The organism is Faecalibacterium sp. OM04-11BH (genome assembly GCF_003482185.1).
In the GTDB taxonomy this organism is placed as follows: domain Bacteria; phylum Bacillota; class Clostridia; order Oscillospirales; family Ruminococcaceae; genus Faecalibacterium; species Faecalibacterium tardum.
The window spans coordinates 1-19,875 of the sequence record NZ_QULS01000004.1 but is presented as its reverse complement, the minus strand read 5'-3'; the positions used below and the strand labels follow the sequence as shown (position 1 = coordinate 19,875).

The following is a 19,875-nucleotide window of genomic DNA, read 5'->3' as shown; positions in this document are numbered from 1 at the left end:
GAAAGGAGATATCTGATATGGTTCAGATGCAAACTTATCTCAAAGTTGCCGACAACACCGGTGCCAAGGAGCTGATGTGCTTCCGTGTGCTGGGCGGCACCCGCAAGAGATACGCAAACATTGGTGACGTCGTGGTCTGCTCTGTCAAGAAGGCAGCCCCCGGCGGCTCCGTTAAGAAGGGCGACGTCGTCAAGGCTGTCATCGTGCGCAGCAAGCATGGCGTGCGCCGCGACGACGGTTCCTACATCCGTTTTGATGAGAACGCCGCCGTTATCGTCATGGCCGACAAGAACCCCAAGGGTACTCGTATCTTTGGACCTGTTGCTCGCGAGCTGCGTGATGCCGGCTACACCAAGATCCTGAGCCTGGCTCCGGAATCGCTGTAAGGAGGTTTTAAAAATGAATAATCTTCATGTTAAAACCGGCGACAACGTGATGATCATCAGCGGCAAGGACAAGGGCCACACTGGTAAGGTCCTGCAGGTCAGCCCCGCTGAAGGCAAGGTCATCGTTGAAGGCCAGAACATGGTTACCAAGCACGTCAAGCCCCGCCGTCAGGGCGAGCAGGGCGGCATTGTTAAGGCCGAGGGCGCTATCTACGCTTCCAAGGTCATGCCCGTCTGCCCCAAGTGCGGCAAGGCCGTGCGTGTGGGCCACGTTGAGAAGGACGGCAAGATGGTTCGCGTCTGCAAGAAGTGCGGCGCTGAGCTGTAAGAAAGGAGTAAGGAACAATGGCTCGTTTGAAAGAACAGTATGTCAATGAAATTGCTCCTGCTCTGAACTCCAAGTTCGGTTACAAGAGCGTTATGCAGATCCCCAAGCTGGACAAGGTCGTCATCAACGTTGCCTGCGGCGAAGCCAAGGAAAACGAGAAGATCCTGGAAGCAGTTATGAAGGATCTGGGCCAGATCACTGGCCAGAAGGCAGTCGTCTGCCGTGCCAAGAAGAGCGTTGCTAACTTCAAGCTGCGTCAGGGCACCCCCATCGGCTGCAAGGTCACCCTGCGTGGTGAGCGTATGTACGAGTTCGTGGATCGCTTCTTCAACGTGGCTCTGCCCCGTGTGCGCGACTTCCGCGGCATCAACGGCAACGGCTTTGACGGCCGCGGCAACTTTGCCTGCGGCATCAAGGAGCAGATCATCTTCCCCGAGATCGAATTCGAGAAGGTCGATGCTGTCCGCGGCATGGATGTCTGCTTTGTCACCACTGCCAAGACTGATGAGGAGGGCAAGGAGCTGCTGAAGGCTCTGGGCGCTCCCTTCGCAGAGAACAACTAAGGGAGGAGATTTGTACAATGGCTAAACTGTCTATGAAGCTGAAGCAGTCTCGTCCTGCTAAGTTCTCTACCCGTGCATACACCCGCTGCCGCATCTGCGGCCGTCCCCACTCCGTGCTGCGCAAGTACGGTGTGTGCCGTGTGTGCTTCCGTGAGCTGGCCTACAAGGGCGAGATCCCGGGCGTGAAGAAGGCTTCCTGGTAATTTACCAGAGGGCTGGATAGAATGTCGGATATCCGCCCCGGGGCAAACAACTTGTTTCGGGGCGGTATCATTATAAAACAAATGAGAGCTAATCTAAGGAGGTTAGTGGCAAATGCAGATTACTGATCCTATCGCGGACCTGCTGACTCGCATCCGCAACGCTAGCACTGCCAAACACCCTTCTGTGGAGATCCCCGCTTCCAACATGAAGAAGGCTATCTGCCAGATTCTGGTTGACGAGGGCTACATCAAGGGTATGCAGGTCAAGAACGACACTGTTCAGGGCACCATCGTTGTCACCCTGAAGTATCAGGCAAACGGCGAGCCCGTTATTGCCGGCCTGCGCCGTGTGTCCAAGCCCGGCCTGCGCATCTACACCAACTGCGAGGATATGCCCAAGGTCATGAAGGGCCTGGGCACCGCGATCATTTCCACCTCCAAGGGCATCATGACTGACAAGGCTGCACGTGCTGAGCACGTCGGCGGCGAAGTCCTGGCCTACGTGTGGTAAGAAAGGGGTAAAAGACAATGTCGAGAATTGGAAGAAAACCCATCGTCATTCCTGCCGGTGTCACTGTCACTGTCGATGAGGCAGCACACACTGTCGCCGTCAAGGGCCCCAAGGGCAGCCTGAATTCCAACTATCATCCCCTGATGACCGTTAAGGTCGAGGGCAATGAGGTTTTGGTTACCCGCCCCAATGACGAACCCAAGGCCCGCAGCCTGCACGGCCTGACCCGTACCAACATCGCCAACATGGTGAACGGTGTTGTGAACGGCTACGAGAAGAAGCTGGAAATCGTGGGCGTTGGTATGCGCTGCCAGAAGCAGGGCTCCAACCTGGTCATGAACCTGGGCTTCTCTCACCAGGTGAACATCCCCGATACCGAGGATTGCACCATTGTGTGGCAGGATCCCAACCACTTCTCTGTTACCGGTATCGACAAGCAGAAGGTCGGCCAGTATGCTGCAGAGATCCGCGGCAAGAAGCCGCCTGAGCCGTACAAGGGCAAGGGCATCCGCTACGCTGGCGAGGTCGTCAAGCACAAAGAAGGCAAGGCCGGTAAGGGCAAGAAATAAGGTAAGGAGTGAAAGACAATGGTTAAGCAGATCGACAAGAACGAAGCTCGTCTTCGTCGTCATCGCCGCGTTCGCAACAAGATCAGCGGCACCGCAGCACGTCCTCGCCTGGATGTTTTCCGCTCCGCCAAGCACATCTACGCTCAGATCATCGATGATGAGCAGGGCGTTACTCTGGTGTCGGCGTCCACTATGGACAAGGACTTCAACGGCAACGGCGGCAACGTCGAGGCCGCTGCTGAGATCGGCAAGAAGGTTGCAGCAAAGGCTCTGGAAAAGGGCATCACCGAGGTCGTGTTCGACCGTGGTGGCTACGTTTATCATGGCCGTGTTAAGGCCCTGGCTGATGGCGCCCGTGAGGGCGGCCTGAAGCTGTAATGAGAGGAGGAAACACATTATGGCTATGAGAAACCGTGAAGACGACGGCATGATCACCAAGGTTGTGTCTATCAACCGCGTTTCCAAGACTGTCAAGGGCGGCCGCATCATGAAGTTTGCTGCTCTGGTTGTCGTTGGCGACGGCAAGGGCACCATCGGCTACGGCATCGGCAAGTCCGGTGAAGTTCCCGAGGCTATCCGCAAGGGTGAGGCCGCTGCCAAGAAGAACATGCACAAGGTTGCCCTGAAGGGCACCACCATCCCCCACGAGATCGTCGGCAAGTACGGCGCAGGCGCTGTTCTGCTCAAGCCGGCTGCACCCGGTACCGGTATGATCGCCGGCGGCCCCGTGCGTGCCGTCATTGAGGCTGCTGGCATCAAGGACGTTCGTGCGAAGTCTATGCGTTCCAACAACCCCATCAACGTTGTTGCTGCTACCTTTGCAGGTCTGTGCGGTCTGGTCAGCGCCGAGTCTGTCGCTGAGAAGCGCGGCAAGACCGTGAAAGAAATTCTGGGTTAAGGAGGTAACTAACCATGGCAGATAAGATGCTCAAGATCGAGCTGAAGAAGAGCCTGATCGGCCGCGGCGCTAAGCAGATCGCTACCGCTGAGGCTCTGGGCCTGAAGAAGCCGGGCGACGTTACCGTTCAGCCTGACAACGCCGCTACGCAGGGCAAGATCGCAAAGATCGGCTTCCTGCTCAGCGTCACCGAAGCCTAATAGCAGGGGGTATACGCACAATGAAGCTTCATGAATTGCACGCCAGCAAGGGCGCCAATAAGCCTGTGACCCGCAAGGGCCGCGGCATTGGCTCCGGCAATGGCAAGACTGCCGGCTTCGGCAGCAAGGGCCAGAAGGCCCGTTCCGGCGTGAAGCACGCTGGTTTCGAGGGCGGCCAGATGCCTCTGGCACGCCGCCTGCCCAAGGTTGGCTTTAACAACATCTTTGCCACCCAGTACGCCATCGTCAACGTGGCTGATCTGGAGGCTGCTTTCAATGCCGGCGATGTCGTCGATACCGAGGCTCTGAAGGCTAAGGGTCTGGTCAAGAAGACTCTGGACGGCGTTAAGGTTCTGGGCAACGGCGAGCTGACCAAGGCTCTGACCGTGAAGGCCGCAGCCTATTCCGCTTCTGCCAAAGAGAAAATCGAGAAGGCAGGCGGAAAGGCTGAGGTGATGTAAGGTGTTCCAGACATTCCGTAACGCATGGAAGATCCCCGAGCTTAAAAATCGTCTTCTGTTCACGCTGGCGATCCTCGTGGTTTACCGTCTTGGCTGTGCCATCCCCGTGCCGTTCGTTTCCGGCTCTGCACTGACGCAGATGTTTGCAAACGGCGATATGCTCTCGTACCTCAATATGATGAGCGGCGGCGCACTGGCAAGATGCACGCTCTTCGCGTTAGGTGTGACACCCTATATCAACGCCTCTATTATTGTGCAGCTGCTGACGGTAGCCATTCCCGCGCTGGAAAATCTGGCAAAGGAAGCGGACGGCCAGCAGAAGCTGCAGCAGATCAACCGGTACGCCGGTGCCGTGGTCGCACTGATCATGAGCATTGGCTACTACTTCGTGATCCGCAATATGGGTGCACTGAAGTATGTTTCCGGCGCAGTCGGCGTGTTCGCCGCTGTGGTCATCATCGCTACCTTCGTTGCAGGTGCTCAGCTGATCACCTGGGCGGGCGAGCAGATCGATGACAAGGGTATCGGCAACGGTGTTTCCCTTCTGATCTTCGCCTCCATCGTTTCCAACTGGTCCTCGCTGTACACCTCTGTGACGGGTCTGCTGACCCGCGCAGCGGCCGGCGAGCCTCAGTTCTATATCCTGCTGCCCGTTCTGGTAATTCTGGCACTGGTCGCTGTGGTCTTTGTGGTGGTCATGACCAACGCAGAGCGCCGCATCACCATCCAGTACGCCAAGCGTGTGGTGGGTCGGAAGCAGATGGGCGGCCAGAACAGCTACCTGCCCCTGAAGCTGAACATGAGCGGCGTCATGCCCATCATCTTCGCTTCGGCACTGGTGTCCATCCCGGGCACCATCGGCAGCTTTTTGCAGATCGATCAGACCGCTCACCCGGTCTGGTATGCGTTCTTCCATACCTTCAACTACACCTCCTGGCTGTACGTTGTGATCTACCTGCTGCTGATTTTGGCATTCAACTACTTCTATGTGGCCATCCAGTACAACCCCGTTGAGATCGCCAACAATCTGCGCCGCAACAACGGCTCGATCCCCGGCTTCCGTCCCGGCAAGCCGACCAGCGATTTCATCACCCGCACCCTGAACAAGATCACCCTTATCGGTGCCATCTTCCTGGCTGCGGTGGCTGTACTGCCGATCATTCTGGGCAACCTGACCGGTATGAGCATTCAGCTGGGCGGTACCAGCCTGCTGATCGTGGTTGGTGTGGCACTGGATACCACCCGCAGCCTCGATAGCTTTATGACCATGCGCAACCACAAGGGTTTCCTTGGCTGATCTGAAGCAATAAAGATGTAAGAAAGCACTGGAAAGGAGAGTACGCTCATACTTTTCAGTGCTTTTTTGCTTTTGTACGTATGTTTCTATCATGTGGCATATAAGAAAGGAAGCGATCCTATGAATCTGATCCTGTTGGGCGCACCCGGCGCAGGCAAAGGCACGCAGGCCGAGATCATCTGCGCAAAGCTGAACATCCCTTCCATCAGCACCGGCAACATCCTGCGCGCTGCTGTCAAGGAGGGCACCGAGATGGGTCTGAAGGCCAAGAGCTTTATGGACGCCGGTGCTCTGGTGCCCGATGAAGTCATCATCGGCATCCTGAAGGAGCGTCTGGCACAGGCTGACTGCGCCAACGGTTTCATTCTGGACGGCGTGCCCCGCACCATTGCGCAGGCAGAGGCCATCGAGACCATGGGCATCCGCATCGACAAGGTGCTGGAACTGCAGGTTGAGGACAGCGTGATCGTGGAGCGCATGAGCGGCCGCCGCGTCTGCGAGAAGTGCGGCGCAAGCTACCACATCCTGAACAAGAAGAGCAAGGTGGAGGGCGTCTGCGACCTGTGCGGCGGCAAGACCGTCATCCGCAAGGACGACCAGCCCGCAACCGTGCTGGATCGTTTGAAAGCCTACCATGAGCAGACCGAGCCGCTGGTGGAGTTCTACCGCACCCGCGGCAAGCTGGCAGAGATCAAGTTCTGCCCCTCCATCGAGGAGACTACGGCTGAAGTCATGAAGGCTTTGGAGGCATAAGCGTGATTCAGATCAAAAATGCAAAAGAGCTGGACGGTATGCGCCGGGCAAACGCCCTGAGCGCAGCTGCCCTGAAGTACGGCGGAGAGCACATCGAAGCAGGCATGACCACTTGGGAGCTGGACAAGCTGATCTACGACTTCATCGTGAAGCACGGCGGCATCCCCAACTTCAAGGGTCTGTACGGTTTTCCCGGCACAGCCTGCATCAGCCTGAACGATACCGTCATCCACGGCATCCCCTCTCATGATATCGTCATCCGCCCGGGTGACATCGTGAGCATCGACACCGGTGCCAAGGTGGACGGCTTCAACGGCGACAACGCCTGCACCTACGCGGTGGGCAAGGTGGATCTGGAAGCCCAGCGCCTGCTGGAGGTGACCAAGGCTTCTCTGTACAAGGGCATCGGGCAGGCCGTGGCGGGCAACCGCATCGGCGATATCGGCTACGCCGTGCAGAGCTACTGCGAGGACGCGGGCTTCTCTGTGGTGCGTGACTTTGTGGGTCACGGCACCGGCAAGGAACTGCACGAGGACCCCGAGGTGCCCAACTACGGCCATCAGGGTCGCGGGCCGCGTCTGGTGCCCGGCATGACCATCGCCATTGAGCCGATGATCTGTCAGGGCGACTACAAGATCAAGCAGCTCAGCGATGGCTGGACTGTCAAGACCAAGGACGGCGGGCTGGCTGCTCACTTTGAGCACTCCATCGCCATCCTGAAGGACCGCACCGAGATCATGACCCGCAGCTGGGATGACCCGGATTTTGACCCGGCCACCTTCAGCCTGAAGTAAGCAACTTTTAAAAGGAGCCGCTGCACAGACGATGTGCGGCGGCTCCTTTTGCTAGAAGGACGATTTTGAATGCCCTCCGTTTCACTCTGGGCATAAATAGCGGAAATAGTATTTTTATAGTTGCGTTTGTCGCGCTCTGCGGAGCGCTCCAAACGCATTTTTCACGGGAGGGGTTAGGAACGAACTCCCTCAGTCAAAACCTGACGGTTTTGCCAGCTCCCTCTGGGAGGGAGCCTCTGGCGCACCCGGACACTTTGCACTTTAGTGGGGAACAGTGCACCATGCCAAAGGCCCCATCCCAGAGGGGGCTGTCGAGCGAATGCGAGACTGGGGGAGTTTAACCGAGAAAATACCCTCTCCGTCTTTGCTTCGCAAATCCCCCTCTCGTGAAAATGGGATATCGGAACGCCCGCAGGCGTTCCGATATCCCGAAATTTAAAATAATTCTTCCGCTGATGATGCCCAGAGCGCAGCGGAGGGCATTTTAAATCGTTTTGTTTGCCCCAAAAGGCTGTCTGCGGAGAAACAGCAGACGGCCTTTTCCGCTCCTCCACCCTGCATTTTGTGCAATTGTGACAACTTTTCGTGAAAAAAGTTTCACCTTCACGGTGGAGAAACGCGAAAGGAGGACGGGACGGAAAAGAGCTTTTATACAGAATAATTTTTTATCGGAAATACGGAAAAAACCTCTTGCAAATTGACAACAAAAGGTGTATAATCTATAAATGGCTGTGGAAGCCAGATACTTCCTCGACGGACAGGCTCAGTCTGCCCGTTTTGCGGATTTTGTGCCGCAGGAGATGAAGTATGTGGCGCTCATCGCCACCTGTCCGTCTGGGAATCGGCGTGAAGGCTCCTAAAAAGAGAAGCGGCAAACTGCACAAAAACGGGCGCAGGCACGGAAGAATGCAGTGCTTTCTATTTTATGGAGCGGGAGCACCGGTGCTCAATTATGACAAACTGAGCAGATCCAATGAGGAGGCAAATAGCTTGTCTAAAGAAGACGTCATCGAGATCGAAGGCATTGTGCGTGAAGCCATGCCCAACGCCATCTTTAAGGTGGAAATGTTGAGCGAGGATAAGAACACCGGGAAGCTCACTCCCAGCGGTCACATCCTCTTAGCGCACATCTCCGGCAAGCTGCGGACCAATTTCATCCGTATCCTGCCCGGGGACAAGGTAACCGTGGAAATGTCGCCCTATGATCTTTCTAAGGGCCGCATCACCTGGCGCTCCAAATAAGCGTCAGGGCATCAACCAAAAGGAGGTTCAACATCATGAAGGTCAAGCCTTCCGTGAAACCCATCTGCGAAAAGTGCAAGGTCATCCGCCGCAAAGGCCGCGTGATGGTCATCTGCCAGAACCCCAAGCACAAGCAGCGCCAGGGCTAATTCGGGCGCCTGGGGGTCAAGTGCGTAGAGTCCCGGCGCAGACCCCGACACTGACATGGGATGATTTTTGGAGGAAACTACTATGGCACGTATTGCCGGCGTTGACCTGCCCCGCGAGAAGCGCGTTCAGGTGGGTCTCACCTACGTTTATGGTATCGGCCAGACCACTGCTAACAAGATCCTGGAAGCAACTGGCATCAACCCCGATACCCGCGTCAAGGATCTGACTCTGGACGAAGAGGCTAAGATCCGTGACTACATCGATCAGGCAAACATCCTCGTTGAAGGCGACCTGCGCCGCAACGTGGCTCTGGACATCAAGCGTCTGGTCGAGATCCAGTCCTTCCGTGGCACCCGCCATCGCAAGAATCTGCCCTGCCGCGGCCAGCGCACCAAGACCAATGCTCGTACCTGCAAGGGTCCCAAGCGCACTGTCGCAAACAAGAAGAAGTAAGGAGGATTTGAGAAATGGCAAGTGCAAATAACGCCAAGAAGGGCGCAAATGTCCGCATGAAGCGGAAAGAGCGCAAGAACATTGCTGCTGGTCAGGCTCACATCCAGTCTACCTTCAACAATACTGTCGTTACCATCACCGACCTGCAGGGTAATGCAGTGTCTTGGTGCTCCTCCGGCTCCCTGAACTTCCGTGGCAGCCGCAAGAGCACCCCGTTCGCAGCTCAGTCCGCTGCCGAGACCGCAGCTAAGACTGCGATCGAGCACGGCATGAAGACTGTTGAAGTTTACGTCAAGGGCCCCGGCGCTGGCCGCGAGTCCGCTATCCGTGCGCTGCAGGCTACCGGTCTGGAAGTCACCCTGATCAAGGACGTGACTCCCATCCCCCACAACGGCTGCCGTCCCCCGAAGCGCCGTCGTGTCTGATCGAAGGAGGAAATTGAATTATGGCAAAGAATACGCAGCCTATCGCAAAGCGTTGCAAGGCCCTGGGCATTTCTCCTGCGGTCATGGGCTATGCAAAGAAGAATACTACCCGCAACTCCAACGGCAACGTCCGCAAGAAGCAGTCTGAGTACGCATCTCAGCTGAAGGAGAAGCAGAAGGTCAAGTTCATCTACGGCGTTCTGGAGAAGCAGTTCCACAACGCTTACCTGAAGGCAGAGTCCCGCCCCGGCAAGACCGGTGAGAATCTGCTGCAGATCATGGAGTGCCGTCTGGACAACGTCGTGTTCCGTCTGGGCTTTGCTCAGACCCGCCGCGATGCTCGTCAGCTGGTGTCTCACGCTCACTTCACCGTCAACGGCAAGAAGGTCAACATCCCCTCTTACCAGGTGAAGGCCGGCGATGTGATCGAAGTGCGCGAGTCCAGCCGCAGCTCTGCAAAGTTTGCAAAGCTGACCGGTGCCGAGGCTCCCGTTGTGGCTCTGCCCGCATGGCTGAACCGCGAGACCGGTTCTCTGAAGGGCGTTGTCGCTAAGCTGCCCGAGCGCAGCGATATCGACTACGAAGTCGCAGAGCACCTCATCGTCGAGCTGTACTCCAAGTAATCCATTAAGAAGGCACTGCCTTCCTTTTGGATGGCACGCTTTCGCATTCTTTTTTGAAAGAATTCAATAATGGGCCGGTGGAAACACCGGTTTGACAAGGAGGGCATAGATATGATGGAGATTGAACGTCCCAAGATCGAAACGGCAAGCCTGTCCCCGGACGGTCGCTACGGCAAATTCGTGGCAGAACCTCTGGAGCGTGGCTTTGGCATCACACTGGGCAATAGCCTGCGTCGTGTGCTTCTTTCCTCTCTGCCCGGTGTCGCCGTGACCAGCGTCAAGATTGACGGTGTGGTTCACGAGTTCTCCACCATTGAGGGCGTCAAGGAAGACGTTACCGAAATTGTCCTGAACCTGAAGGGTATCGCTGCAAAGCTGTACACCGATGGTCCGAAGACAGTGCGTGTTGAGGCAGTTGGTCCCTGTGAGGTCACTGCTGACAACATCAAGCAGGGCGACGACATCGAAATTCTGAACCCTGAGTGGCACATTGCAACTCTGGGCGAGGGTGCCAAGCTCGTTATGGAGCTGACTTTCGACAAGGGTCGCGGCTATGTGCCCGCAGAGCGCAACAAACAGGCTATCATCGAGAAGAACGATATCAACACCCTTCCCGTTGACAGCATTTACACCCCTGTGCTCAAGGTGAATTATAACGTCGAGAGCACCCGTGTTGGACAGGCCATTGATTATGACAAGCTGACCATCGAGGTTTGGACGGATGGCACGATCAACGCACAGGAAGCCGTTTCTCTGGCTGCCCGTGTGCTGACCGAGCACCTGAACCTGTTCGTCAACCTGTCGGACGAGGCCGCTGGCGCTGAGATCATGGTAGAAAAGACCAACGACGACAAGGAGAAGGCTCTGGAGATGACCATCGAAGAGCTGGATCTGAGCGTGCGTTCCTTCAACTGCCTGAAGCGCGCAGGGATCAACACGGTGGAAGATCTGGTCAGCAAGAGCGAGGACGAGATGATGAAGGTCCGTAACCTCGGTCGCAAGAGCCTGGAGGAAGTCATGGCTAAGCTGGACTCCCTTGGCTTCAAGCTGAACACGGATGACGAATAACTAAAATAATTTAAGGAGTGAAACGGGATGCCCGGTACCAGAAAGCTCGGTAGAACCAGCGACAGCCGCAACGCTATGATGCGCGCTATGGTTACCTACCTGTTAGAGAATGGCAAGATTGAGACCACTGTCACTCGCGCTAAGGACGTTCGTTCCATGGCCGAGAAGATGATCAGCCTTGGCAAGGCCAGCGACCTGCACACCAAGCGTCAGGTCTACGCCTACATCACCAAGGAAGATGTTGCAAAGAAGTTGTTTGACGAGATCAGCCCCAAGTACGCTGACCGCAACGGCGGCTACACCCGCATCATCAAGATCGGCGCTCGCCGCGGCGACGCAGCTGAGATGGCAGTTCTGGAGCTCGTCTGATCCTGCTCTGACTGTTTGATACAGTAACCAAAGAAACCATTGCACAGCTTTTGTGCAGTGGTTTCTTTTTTTGCAACTTATTGCAAAAGTGCGTGGGATGTTCTCTTTTGACACCAAAAGAGAACCGGAAAAGTGCATTACGCTCCGAGGGGTGACTTTCTGCTTGTTTTCAGCGTGCAGAGACGCTCCGCTGGGCCAGAGGTAGGGAGGGGTGTTCCGATCCCCCCCTCCCTCCCTCTGGACTCCACCCACCCCGCAACGCAACAACTGCGACCGCCGCCAGCGGCGGAAACAGGGAGCAGTTGTTGGGGCAGCGGCTAGCAAGACGCGAGTGCCGCCCAAGGCACGAAGCGGATGCTGGGTGCCGCACCCCGTCGTCAAGGGCTGCACGCCCTTGACGATCCTAAAGAAGTGGGCTACACCGGAAACAACTGAAGATTCACGCCTGCTCGGCGTGAAGATCTTTTAACCGTTTTTTCCGGCTCCGCCGATTTATAGCCCCTCAGTCGCTGCGCGACAGCTCCCCCAAGGGGGAGCAAGCACGCCCGCAAGCTTTGCGTTTTAGCCGGAAACTGTACCTCTGCCGCTGAAGCCTTCCCCCAGTCGGGGGAAGGTGGCGCGTAGCGCCGGATGAGGGTGCAGACTGGCAACGCTTCCCCGCAGCGCCGCGCTTTCGCAGAAAGCGGCGCTGCAAATGCCGTTTTCCTCCACGACCCCACCCGTGAAAATGCAGTGCCGGAGCGTCCGCAGACGCTCCGGCATTGCTCTATTAAAAATAATCTTTCCGCTGAATATGGCCAGAGCGCAGCGGAGGCCATTTAAAATCGTCCCACGCGTAAGCGCCAGATATGCCCACCCCCTTTTTTGTGTCCGCAAAGTGTGGTATACTGAAAATAGCATTTTATGCCCGGAAGGAGGTTGACCGGTATGAACAGAACCCACAGGCTGCGGCTGGTGCTGTGCACGCTGCTGTGCTTTGTGCTGTGCAGCTGCCAGACCGTGCTGCCGGCCAACGAAAAGGCACAGGTAGAGGAACTGCTGCGTGCCCCGAAACTTTCCGGCGATTACGGTGCGCTGCAAACTGCCCTGAACGACTGGCTGGGGGAGAGCGCTCAGCTGAAATATCCCATTCAGGGGGAGCTGCTTTCCCCCTTTGTGCTGCAGGACTTGGACGGCGATGGTCAGCAGGACGCGGCGGTGCTGTATACCACCGCCCAGACCGCCAACGTCTGCGTAGCCATTTTGCAGCGAGACGACGCCGGAAGCTGGCAGGTGCGCCAGAGCGTGGAAGGTCTTGCCGAAACGGTGGAGAACGTCAGCCTTGCCCAATTGCAGGATACAGACAGCTGCCAGCTGGTGGTGGGCTATACCGCCGCCCAGAATGATCACTATCTGGCGGTGTACTCCTATCAGAAGGGCACCCTGTCCACCATTCTGGAACAGCAGTACGAGCAGTATCTGGTGGAAAATATCACCGGCGGCAGCAGTCAGGATCTGATCCTGATGTCCACACAGGAGGACGGCAGCGTACAGATCGAGCTGCTGACCGCAGACCGGGAGGGCAGCTTCCGGCAGGTGGCAGTCAACGGCCTTTCCGCAGATAAGTTCTCCGGCTGCGCCTCGGTGGCGGCGGGTGCGGGCGCAGACGGGCGGCATTATCTGGTGCTGGACGGCTGGACCGGCATTTCCGGCAATAATCTGGCCTCGGTGCTGCTGTGCTACGACGAGAACAGCCAGCAGATGGTGCCCGCCACACGGATCAGCAGCCAGCGGCTGTATAATGCTTCTCTGCGCAACGTGCCCACGCTGGTCAGCCGAGACCTGGACGGGGACGGCATCGTGGAGATCCCCACCCAGCCGGACGAGGCGGGTCTGCTGAACCTGAGCCAGAGCCGCCGCATGGACTTTATCGTCTGGATGGACTACACCAGCAGCCACCCGGAAAAAAGCTTTGGCCTGCTGGACGAGGAGACCAACTGTTATATCGAGCTGCCCGCTGAGTGGGAGGGCAACCTGAAACTGACCGACAGTGAGGAATATGACGGCGCAGTGGAGCTGCGCACGGTGGACGAGGATCAGCTGGTGCTGACGGTACGGCTGGCAAGGACCTCAGCCAACTCCACCGGCTGGACTCGGCTGGGCGTGGTAGCGTCCCGTCAGGTGCAGGCCAAAATGGGTCCGGACGTTTTGCTTTCTGACACGAACTACCGCCTTTCCAAGGCGTTGTATCTGCTGAATTGAGGAATGGAGGATGCTGCATGGTACGAGTGCTTGTTGTAGAAGATGAAGCCAATATCCGCGATATGATCGCCCTGAACCTGCGCCATGCGGGGATGGAGGTGGTGGAGGCCGAAAGCGCCGAAGCCGCTCTGCCGCTGCTGGCACAGAAACCCGGCTGTGATGCCGCAATTCTGGACGTGATGCTGCCGGGCATGAACGGGTTTTCGCTGTGTGAGACCATCCGCCGCACCGACCAGCAGATCGGCATCATCATCCTAAGCGCCAAGGGACAGGAGCAGGATAAGATCCGCGGCCTGTCCATCGGCGCAGACGATTACATGACCAAGCCTTTCAGCGTCAGCGAGCTGCTGGCGCGTGTGGAGGCGCTGTGCCGCCGGGTCATCCGCACCAAGGAAGGGGAGAGCCGGGAGAATACCCCGCTGGGCACTTTGACCAGCGGCGAGTTTGTGCTGGACGAGAACCGCCGCGTTCTGCTGAAGGCCGGTCAGCCCATTGAACTGACACAGGTGGAGTTCCAGATCATGGAGCTGTTCTTCCGCAACCCGGGCACTGCGCTGGTGCGTGAAAAGATCCTGAAAGGGGTCTGGGGCGAAAACTACTTCGGCGACGTAAAGATCGTGGATGTGAACATTCGCCGCCTGCGCATGAAGGTGGAGGACGAGCCCAGCCATCCTGCCCACATCATGACCGTGTGGGGCTACGGCTACCGGTGGGAAGAATAAAAATGTGATTCAGGAAAGTCCTACGGACTTTCCTGAATCACAAAAAAATATTTTTTTATTATCGATACTCACCGAAAGGAGGACACTGTTATGCGAAGCGGTATCACCCGCCGCTGGCTGCGGGGCAACCTGCTGATCACCGTACTGGTGGTGCTGCTGGCCGAGGCAATGTTTTTGTACAGCTATACCCGCAGCTACTACGGCAGTGTGCAGCAGATTATGTACCGGCGGTTCTCCTCGGTGACCGGTCAGCTGAAAATGTATACTGGCGATACTGCCCAGAGCGCCGCCGTCAGCCGCAGTCTGGCGCTGCGGCGCATGGTGGAACAGTTTGCCGATAAGGATAAATACGAGTTCATGCTGCTGGACAGCTACGGCGGCGTGATCGCCTCCTCCAGCGGTACGGACGCGGAGGGTATCGTCAGCAGTAAGGACTTTGAGCAGGCGCTCAACGGCCCGGACGGTCTGGGCGTGGCGGTGTACCGCACCCAGTCTGGCGAGGTAGTCATGGCGGCCTGCTCGCTGGTGCCCTATGACGCCGAGGACGTGGCCGCGCTGCGGCTGGTCACCAGTCTGGCGCTGGTGGAGCGGCAGGTCAAAAACGCCATCATCATCAGTGTGTTCATTGCGATGGCGATCTTGCTGTTTACGATCATGTCCGGGCTGTACTTCGTGCGGGGCATCGTGGTGCCGCTGGGGCAGGTGGAACGCACCGCCGCCGGCATCGCCCGGGGCGAGCTGGACGTGCGTCTGCCCCTGACCGGCGACCCCCACGACGAGGTGGATCGGCTGCGCGGCACCATCAATCAGATGGCTGAGGGTCTGGAAGAGACCGAGAAGATGAAGAACGAGTTCATCAGTTCGGTGTCCCACGAGCTGCGCACCCCGCTTACCTCCATCCGGGGCTGGGTGGAGACCCTGATGACCTTGGACGACCCCACGGACGAGAACTACCGCAAGGGACTGGAGATCATTAACAACGAGACCGGGCGGCTGAACAATATGGTGGAGGAGCTGCTGGATTTCAGCCGCCTGCAGAACGGACGCATCCGCATGGAGTGCCGGCCGCTGGACTTGGTGGCAGAACTGACCGATGCGGTGCTCTTCTGCGAGGCGCGCATCCGGCAGGAGGGACTGCTGCTCCACTACACCGAGCCGGAGGAGATGATCCCTGTCTACGCCGACCCGGACCGTCTGCGGCAGGTGTTCATCAATATTCTGGATAATGCCATCAAATACTCTGCCCCCGGCGGGCGTATTACGGTCAAGCTGTGGGCAGGAGAGTACAAGGCCTTTGTGGAGATCATCGATCAGGGGCGCGGCATCCCGCCGGAGGATCTGGAAAACGTAAAGACCAAGTTCTACAAGGGCAGCAACTCGGTGCGTGGCAGCGGCATCGGTCTGGCGCTGGTGGATTCCATCATGACCGCACTGGACGGCACGCTGGATATCAAGAGCACCCTCGGGCGCGGCACGGTGGTCACGCTGGGTCTGCCGCTGTACCATAAGGCGTAAGCAGCGCCATAAAAATCAATTTTCCGAATAAAGGCTTCCCCCGGACGGGGGAAGCTGTCACCGCAGGTGACTGATGAGGGCGCAGGCAAGCAGCTGCTTGCGGGAAATTACCCCTCATCCGGCGCTACGCGCCACCTTCCCCCCAAGGGGTGAAGGCTTTTGCTTCGGGTCAAGCGGTATCATTTGATTTTCGTACAGCAGTGCCACGGACTACAGATTTTGTCACATTTGTGTGCTAAAATGAGCTTTGCGCGGGGATATGCCCCGGATAAAATACAAAAAAGACCGTCCTATGCCGCAAGCGGCAGGGGCGGATATCGGGAGAAACCAATGAATCAACCTAAAAAGGAACGCTTTAAGACCAGCGTAGGCGGGCAGGCACTGATGGAAGGCATCATGATGCGCGGCCCCAAACAGATGTGCTGTGCCGTACGCAAACCGGACGGCACCATTGAGACCAAGCTCGACCCCACCCCCACCCATGGGGTATGGACGAAGATCCCGCTGGTGCGCGGCGCCATTTCCATGATCGAGAGCATGATCGTGGGCTACCGCTACATGATGTACTCGGCACAGGTGAGCATGGGGGACGACTACGACCCCGCCGAGGAGGAGACCGCCTTTGAAAAATGGGTGGGGGAGCATCTGGGCGAGAAAGCCGAGAACGCGCTGATGACCGTGGCGGCGGTGCTGGGCGGTCTGCTGGCGATTTTGCTGTTCACCGTGCTGCCCACCTTCCTTGTGGGCGGGGTGAACCGTCTGCTGCCGCTGGGGCGCTGGGGCAAGGTGGTGCTGGAAGCCGTGCTGAAGGTAGCCATCTTCCTGACCTATATGGTGGGCATCTCTAAAATGAAGGAGATCCACCGCGTGTTCGAGTACCACGGTGCGGAGCACAAGACCATTGCCTGCTACGAGGCGGGCGACCCGCTGACCGTGGAGAATGTGCGCAAGTACACCCGCTTCCACCCCCGCTGCGGCACCAGCTTCCTCATTCTGGTGGTCATCGTCAGCGTGTTTCTGTACAGCGTGCTGCCGTGGGGCAGCATCGGTCTGCGGGTGGTGTGCAAGCTGCTGCTGCTGCCGCTGGTCATGGGCATCAGCTACGAGCTGCTCAAGTGGTGCGGCCGGTCGGACAATATTGCTACCCGCATCATCCGGCAGCCGGGCATCTGGGTGCAGCATCTCACCGTCTTTGAACCGGATGACAGCATGATCGAGGTGGCCATTGCAGCCGTTACCCCCGTGTTGCCCGAGACCCCGGAGGAGGGCAAATGGTAAGCGAAGCAATGCTCCCCCGCGCAGCGGTGCGGGAGGTGGAGCAGCGGCTGACCGCCGCAGGCTGCCCGGACGCGGACTTTGACGCGCGGGAGCTGTTCCGGCTGGCGACCGGGCGGGACGTGCGCCTTTCTGACCGTCCGCTGACCGCAGAGCAGGCGGCGGGGCTGGAATCCCTCTGCACCCGCCGCGCCGCGCGGGAGCCGCTGCAATATCTCTGCGGCAGCTGGAGTTTTCTGGACTTTGAGCTGGCGGTAGGCCCCGGGGTGCTCTGCCCCCGGGCAGACACCGAGGTGGTGGCGCAGGCCGCCGCCGAGACCCTTGCGGGTATCGCCGCACCCCGGGTGCTGGACCTGTGCGCCGGCACAGGCTGTCTGGGACTGGGGGTCAAGCGCTTCTGCCCCGCCGCGCAGGTGACCTGCGTGGAAAAAAGCCCTGCGGCCTTTGTCTATCTGGAAAAGAACGCCCGCTGCGCCCTGACCGGACAGGGCGGACAGACCGAGAATGTATTGGAGCCTACCGCTCTTGAGCAGGCAAATGCCCCTGCTTTTGATTGGGGCCCGGCGCTGAACGCCCTGCGGGCAGGCAGAAAGCCCGCCTACGCGGTGCAGCCGGTGCAGGCAGACCTGTTCACCTACTGGGAAACCCTGCCGGAGGGGCAGCTGGAGCTCATTGTCTCCAACCCGCCCTACCTGACCGCCGCAGAGATGGAGCAACTGCAGCCCGAGGTGGCGCAGGAGCCTGCCATGGCGCTGGAAGCCGGGGAGGACGGCCTTGTGTTCTACCGTGCGCTGGCGCAGCACTACAAAAATGCGCTGTGCCCCGGCGGGGCGCTGGTGCTGGAGATCGGCTGGCAGCAGCGGGAAGCTGTAACCGCCCTGCTGGCGGAGTACGGCTGGGCAGACATCCGCTGCATTCAGGACTTTGGCGGCAACGACCGCTGCGTGACTGCCCGCCGCCCAAAATAAATTGGAAAAAACAAACAACTTCTTGTTGTAATATTTTGATTTTGTGTTATACTAAGAAGGAAAGCGAAGCACAGCCCGCCCTCTGCGGGCCCAAAGGATAAAAGGAGCAGCAGGCTATGGCAAAAAATCAGAACAACAACGTTGCACCGGCCACCCAAAAGACCGAGCCGGAAGCCAAGAAGGACGCGCTGGCTACGGCGCTGGCGCAGATCGAAAAGCAGTTCGGCAAGGGTGCCGTCATGAAGCTGGGCGACAACGCCTCCATGCAGGTGGATGCCATTTCCACCGGCAGTCTGGGGCTGGATCTGGCGCTGGGCGTGGGCGGTGTGCCGCGCGGCCGCATCATCGAGGTGTACGGCCCGGAATCCAGCGGTAAGACCACGCTGGCGCTGCACATCCTTGCCGAAGCCCAGAAGAAGGGCGGCGAGGTGGCGTTTATCGACGTTGAGCACGCACTGGATCCCACCTATGCCGAGGCACTGGGCGTGGATATCAACAACCTGCTGGTCAGCCAGCCGGATACCGGCGAGCAGGCCATGGAGATCTGCGAAGCACTGGTGCGCTCCGGCGCCATCGATGCCATTGTAGTAGACTCGGTCGCCGCTATGGTGCCCCGCGCCGAGATTGAGGGCGAGATGGGCGACAGCCATGTGGGCTTGCAGGCACGTCTGATGAGTCAGGCCATGCGCAAGCTGACCAGCGTCATCGGCAAGACCAACACGGTCTGCGTGTTCATCAACCAGCTGCGTGAGAAGGTGGGCGTCATGTACGGCAACCCGGAGGTGACCACCGGCGGCCGCGCCCTGAAGTACTACGCCTCGGTGCGTATCGACATCCGCCGCGTGGAGGGTCTGAAGGACTCCTCCGGTCAGTTCATCGGCAACCACACCCGTGCCAAGATCGTCAAGAACAAGGTGGCTCCGCCGTTCCGTGAGGCCGAGTTCGACATCATGTTCGGCGAGGGCATCTCCAAAATGAGCGAGCTTATCGACGTGGGCGTCAAGCTGGGCATCGTGCAGAAGAGCGGCGCATGGTTCAACTACGGCGATATCCGTCTGGGTCAGGGCCGCGACAACGCCAAGCAGTTCCTGAAGGATAACCCCGAGATCGCCAACGACATCGAGGGGCAGATCCGCGCCAACGCTGATAAGCTGTACGCCACCCGCCGCCCGGCAGGCCGCGCCGCAGCCGCCGCAGTGGAGAAGCCCGCCGAGCCCGCCGCCGCAAAGGAGCCGGTAGTCAAGGCACCCACCCGCAGCAGCGAGAGTGAACTGGATATCATGGTGGAGGACTAAATGGCCTTCTACCGCCGTCGACCCCGCCCGGATGCGGAAAAGTGCGCCGACCCCGCCAAGGCGCGGGCCAGCGCGCTGGAAACGCTGGCCGGGCAGGAGGTCTCTGCCAATATGCTGTATGAGCGGCTGTGCCGCCGCTATACCGAACAGGCCGCTGCCGCCGCTGTGGCGGAGATGGTGCAGCTGGATTATGTGAACGATGCCCGCTACGCCGAAGCACGGGCACACAGTCTGCTGGCTGCCCGCAAAAGCCGCCGCGCCGCCGCCCAGAGCCTGCGCCAGAAGGGGCTTGCCCCCGCCGAGGTGGCAGGTGCGCTGGAAGCGGTCTACGCCCCGGAGGACGGCGGCGATGACCCGGAGCTGGAAGCCGCCGCCGCGCTGGTGGACAGCCGCTACCGCAAAAAGCTGACCATCGGCCGCCGCGACCTTGTGGTGGCCGCGCTGCAACGCCGCGGCTTTGCCTACCCCGTCATCAAAGAAGCCATCCGCAGGGTGGAGGAGGAAGGGTAGAGGCAGTAGACGGGAGATGTTCTCTTTTGACACCAAAAGAGAACCGGAAAAGTGCA

Annotated in this window: 28 protein-coding genes; all 28 read left to right on the top strand. The window is 58.6% G+C overall.

From position 1 onward, the window contains the following. The first annotated feature begins 17 nt into the window (after positions 1–17). Positions 18–386, top strand: a complete 369-nt coding sequence (gene rplN / locus DXB44_RS04970; protein ID WP_005921875.1) for a 50S ribosomal protein L14 — start codon at positions 18–20, stop codon at positions 384–386. Between the two features lie 13 nt (positions 387–399). Continuing rightward, a complete protein-coding gene (rplX, locus tag DXB44_RS04965; protein ID WP_015537247.1) occupies positions 400–714 on the top strand; it encodes a 50S ribosomal protein L24 in 315 nt (104 codons plus the stop codon). Positions 715–731: 17 nt separating this feature from the next. Beyond that, positions 732–1,277, top strand: coding sequence for a 50S ribosomal protein L5 (gene rplE, locus DXB44_RS04960; protein ID WP_005921869.1), 546 nt, complete (start codon positions 732–734; stop codon positions 1,275–1,277). 17 nt (positions 1,278–1,294) lie between these two features. Continuing rightward, on the top strand, positions 1,295–1,480 hold the full coding sequence (locus DXB44_RS04955) for a type Z 30S ribosomal protein S14 (protein ID WP_005921866.1): 186 nt from the start codon (positions 1,295–1,297) through the stop codon (positions 1,478–1,480). Positions 1,481–1,592: 112 nt separating this feature from the next. Further along, positions 1,593–1,991 (top strand): 30S ribosomal protein S8, encoded by a 399-nt coding sequence (rpsH, locus tag DXB44_RS04950; RefSeq protein ID WP_005921861.1) that lies wholly within the window; start codon positions 1,593–1,595, stop codon positions 1,989–1,991. Between the two features lie 17 nt (positions 1,992–2,008). Continuing rightward, positions 2,009–2,560: a 50S ribosomal protein L6 gene (rplF, locus tag DXB44_RS04945; RefSeq protein ID WP_005921858.1), complete on the top strand. Its 552-nt coding sequence runs from the start codon at positions 2,009–2,011 to the stop codon at positions 2,558–2,560. 18 nt (positions 2,561–2,578) lie between these two features. After that, positions 2,579–2,938, top strand: a complete 360-nt coding sequence (rplR, locus tag DXB44_RS04940; RefSeq protein ID WP_005921856.1) for a 50S ribosomal protein L18 — start codon at positions 2,579–2,581, stop codon at positions 2,936–2,938. A 19-nt stretch (positions 2,939–2,957) separates the two neighbouring features. Continuing rightward, positions 2,958–3,458: a 30S ribosomal protein S5 gene (rpsE, locus tag DXB44_RS04935; protein ID WP_005921854.1), complete on the top strand. Its 501-nt coding sequence runs from the start codon at positions 2,958–2,960 to the stop codon at positions 3,456–3,458. A gap of 14 nt (positions 3,459–3,472) precedes the next feature. Then, positions 3,473–3,658: a 50S ribosomal protein L30 gene (gene rpmD, locus DXB44_RS04930; RefSeq protein WP_005921851.1), complete on the top strand. Its 186-nt coding sequence runs from the start codon at positions 3,473–3,475 to the stop codon at positions 3,656–3,658. Between the two features lie 20 nt (positions 3,659–3,678). Then, positions 3,679–4,119, top strand: coding sequence for a 50S ribosomal protein L15 (gene rplO, locus DXB44_RS04925; protein ID WP_005921848.1), 441 nt, complete (start codon positions 3,679–3,681; stop codon positions 4,117–4,119). Between the two features lies 1 nt (position 4,120). After that, positions 4,121–5,416 (top strand): preprotein translocase subunit SecY, encoded by a 1,296-nt coding sequence (secY, locus tag DXB44_RS04920; protein WP_055185960.1) that lies wholly within the window; start codon positions 4,121–4,123, stop codon positions 5,414–5,416. Positions 5,417–5,536: 120 nt separating this feature from the next. Further along, the gene (locus DXB44_RS04915; protein WP_005921841.1) at positions 5,537–6,169 is read left to right on the top strand and encodes an adenylate kinase; all 633 of its coding nucleotides are present in this window, start codon (positions 5,537–5,539) and stop codon (positions 6,167–6,169) included. 2 nt (positions 6,170–6,171) lie between these two features. After that, positions 6,172–6,963 (top strand): type I methionyl aminopeptidase, encoded by a 792-nt coding sequence (gene map, locus DXB44_RS04910; protein WP_005921840.1) that lies wholly within the window; start codon positions 6,172–6,174, stop codon positions 6,961–6,963. Positions 6,964–7,953: 990 nt separating this feature from the next. Then, a complete protein-coding gene (gene infA / locus DXB44_RS04905; protein WP_005937979.1) occupies positions 7,954–8,205 on the top strand; it encodes a translation initiation factor IF-1 in 252 nt (83 codons plus the stop codon). A 35-nt stretch (positions 8,206–8,240) separates the two neighbouring features. Next, positions 8,241–8,354 (top strand): 50S ribosomal protein L36, encoded by a 114-nt coding sequence (rpmJ, locus tag DXB44_RS04900; RefSeq protein WP_005921832.1) that lies wholly within the window; start codon positions 8,241–8,243, stop codon positions 8,352–8,354. Positions 8,355–8,436: 82 nt separating this feature from the next. Further along, complete coding sequence (rpsM, locus tag DXB44_RS04895) at positions 8,437–8,808, top strand: 30S ribosomal protein S13 (RefSeq protein ID WP_005921827.1); 372 nt, start codon at positions 8,437–8,439, stop codon at positions 8,806–8,808. 14 nt (positions 8,809–8,822) lie between these two features. After that, on the top strand, positions 8,823–9,233 hold the full coding sequence (gene rpsK, locus DXB44_RS04890) for a 30S ribosomal protein S11 (RefSeq protein WP_005921825.1): 411 nt from the start codon (positions 8,823–8,825) through the stop codon (positions 9,231–9,233). Between the two features lie 20 nt (positions 9,234–9,253). Further along, positions 9,254–9,856, top strand: a complete 603-nt coding sequence (rpsD, locus tag DXB44_RS04885) for a 30S ribosomal protein S4 (RefSeq protein WP_005921823.1) — start codon at positions 9,254–9,256, stop codon at positions 9,854–9,856. 111 nt (positions 9,857–9,967) lie between these two features. Beyond that, a complete protein-coding gene (locus DXB44_RS04880) occupies positions 9,968–10,924 on the top strand; it encodes a DNA-directed RNA polymerase subunit alpha (RefSeq protein ID WP_015537248.1) in 957 nt (318 codons plus the stop codon). 27 nt (positions 10,925–10,951) lie between these two features. Beyond that, a complete protein-coding gene (gene rplQ / locus DXB44_RS04875; RefSeq protein WP_005921819.1) occupies positions 10,952–11,293 on the top strand; it encodes a 50S ribosomal protein L17 in 342 nt (113 codons plus the stop codon). A gap of 630 nt (positions 11,294–11,923) precedes the next feature. Then, entirely contained in the window at positions 11,924–12,115 is a 192-nt protein-coding gene (locus DXB44_RS14500; protein ID WP_158581876.1) for a hypothetical protein, read from the top strand. Positions 12,116–12,220: 105 nt separating this feature from the next. Beyond that, complete coding sequence (locus DXB44_RS04865) at positions 12,221–13,534, top strand: hypothetical protein (RefSeq protein ID WP_118657945.1); 1,314 nt, start codon at positions 12,221–12,223, stop codon at positions 13,532–13,534. Between the two features lie 17 nt (positions 13,535–13,551). Further along, positions 13,552–14,256: a response regulator transcription factor gene (locus DXB44_RS04860; protein WP_118657944.1), complete on the top strand. Its 705-nt coding sequence runs from the start codon at positions 13,552–13,554 to the stop codon at positions 14,254–14,256. Between the two features lie 90 nt (positions 14,257–14,346). Continuing rightward, a complete protein-coding gene (locus DXB44_RS04855; protein ID WP_118657943.1) occupies positions 14,347–15,771 on the top strand; it encodes a HAMP domain-containing sensor histidine kinase in 1,425 nt (474 codons plus the stop codon). Between the two features lie 330 nt (positions 15,772–16,101). Continuing rightward, the gene (locus DXB44_RS04850; protein ID WP_118657942.1) at positions 16,102–17,049 is read left to right on the top strand and encodes a DUF1385 domain-containing protein; all 948 of its coding nucleotides are present in this window, start codon (positions 16,102–16,104) and stop codon (positions 17,047–17,049) included. Beyond that, a complete protein-coding gene (locus tag DXB44_RS04845; protein WP_118657941.1) occupies positions 17,043–18,014 on the top strand; it encodes a HemK/PrmC family methyltransferase in 972 nt (323 codons plus the stop codon). Before DXB44_RS04850 ends, DXB44_RS04845 begins: the two co-directional genes overlap by 7 nt. A 116-nt stretch (positions 18,015–18,130) precedes the next feature. Further along, positions 18,131–19,309, top strand: coding sequence for a recombinase RecA (gene recA / locus DXB44_RS04840; protein ID WP_118657940.1), 1,179 nt, complete (start codon positions 18,131–18,133; stop codon positions 19,307–19,309). Beyond that, a complete protein-coding gene (locus DXB44_RS04835; protein WP_118657939.1) occupies positions 19,310–19,819 on the top strand; it encodes a RecX family transcriptional regulator in 510 nt (169 codons plus the stop codon). It abuts the gene before it with no gap. The last annotated feature ends 56 nt before the right edge of the window (positions 19,820–19,875 follow it).

Excerpts from the sequence above, each read along its gene's own strand:
- rplN (WP_005921875.1), top strand. The coding sequence starts at position 18 with ATGGTTCAGATGCAAACTTATCTCAAAGTTGCCGACAACACCGGTGCC.
- rplX (WP_015537247.1), top strand. The coding sequence starts at position 400 with ATGAATAATCTTCATGTTAAAACCGGCGACAACGTGATGATCATCAGC.
- rplE (WP_005921869.1), top strand. The coding sequence starts at position 732 with ATGGCTCGTTTGAAAGAACAGTATGTCAATGAAATTGCTCCTGCTCTG.
- DXB44_RS04955 (WP_005921866.1), top strand. The coding sequence starts at position 1,295 with ATGGCTAAACTGTCTATGAAGCTGAAGCAGTCTCGTCCTGCTAAGTTC.
- rpsH (WP_005921861.1), top strand. The coding sequence starts at position 1,593 with ATGCAGATTACTGATCCTATCGCGGACCTGCTGACTCGCATCCGCAAC.
- rplF (WP_005921858.1), top strand. The coding sequence starts at position 2,009 with ATGTCGAGAATTGGAAGAAAACCCATCGTCATTCCTGCCGGTGTCACT.
- rplR (WP_005921856.1), top strand. The coding sequence starts at position 2,579 with ATGGTTAAGCAGATCGACAAGAACGAAGCTCGTCTTCGTCGTCATCGC.
- rpsE (WP_005921854.1), top strand. The coding sequence starts at position 2,958 with ATGGCTATGAGAAACCGTGAAGACGACGGCATGATCACCAAGGTTGTG.
- rpmD (WP_005921851.1), top strand. The coding sequence starts at position 3,473 with ATGGCAGATAAGATGCTCAAGATCGAGCTGAAGAAGAGCCTGATCGGC.
- rplO (WP_005921848.1), top strand. The coding sequence starts at position 3,679 with ATGAAGCTTCATGAATTGCACGCCAGCAAGGGCGCCAATAAGCCTGTG.
- DXB44_RS04915 (WP_005921841.1), top strand. The coding sequence starts at position 5,537 with ATGAATCTGATCCTGTTGGGCGCACCCGGCGCAGGCAAAGGCACGCAG.
- rpmJ (WP_005921832.1), top strand. The coding sequence starts at position 8,241 with ATGAAGGTCAAGCCTTCCGTGAAACCCATCTGCGAAAAGTGCAAGGTC.
- rpsM (WP_005921827.1), top strand. The coding sequence starts at position 8,437 with ATGGCACGTATTGCCGGCGTTGACCTGCCCCGCGAGAAGCGCGTTCAG.
- rpsK (WP_005921825.1), top strand. The coding sequence starts at position 8,823 with ATGGCAAGTGCAAATAACGCCAAGAAGGGCGCAAATGTCCGCATGAAG.
- rpsD (WP_005921823.1), top strand. The coding sequence starts at position 9,254 with ATGGCAAAGAATACGCAGCCTATCGCAAAGCGTTGCAAGGCCCTGGGC.
- DXB44_RS04880 (WP_015537248.1), top strand. The coding sequence starts at position 9,968 with ATGATGGAGATTGAACGTCCCAAGATCGAAACGGCAAGCCTGTCCCCG.
- rplQ (WP_005921819.1), top strand. The coding sequence starts at position 10,952 with ATGCCCGGTACCAGAAAGCTCGGTAGAACCAGCGACAGCCGCAACGCT.
- DXB44_RS14500 (WP_158581876.1), top strand. The coding sequence starts at position 11,924 with ATGAGGGTGCAGACTGGCAACGCTTCCCCGCAGCGCCGCGCTTTCGCA.
- DXB44_RS04865 (WP_118657945.1), top strand. The coding sequence starts at position 12,221 with ATGAACAGAACCCACAGGCTGCGGCTGGTGCTGTGCACGCTGCTGTGC.
- DXB44_RS04860 (WP_118657944.1), top strand. The coding sequence starts at position 13,552 with ATGGTACGAGTGCTTGTTGTAGAAGATGAAGCCAATATCCGCGATATG.
- DXB44_RS04855 (WP_118657943.1), top strand. The coding sequence starts at position 14,347 with ATGCGAAGCGGTATCACCCGCCGCTGGCTGCGGGGCAACCTGCTGATC.
- DXB44_RS04850 (WP_118657942.1), top strand. The coding sequence starts at position 16,102 with ATGAATCAACCTAAAAAGGAACGCTTTAAGACCAGCGTAGGCGGGCAG.
- DXB44_RS04845 (WP_118657941.1), top strand. The coding sequence starts at position 17,043 with ATGGTAAGCGAAGCAATGCTCCCCCGCGCAGCGGTGCGGGAGGTGGAG.
- recA (WP_118657940.1), top strand. The coding sequence starts at position 18,131 with ATGGCAAAAAATCAGAACAACAACGTTGCACCGGCCACCCAAAAGACC.
- DXB44_RS04835 (WP_118657939.1), top strand. The coding sequence starts at position 19,310 with ATGGCCTTCTACCGCCGTCGACCCCGCCCGGATGCGGAAAAGTGCGCC.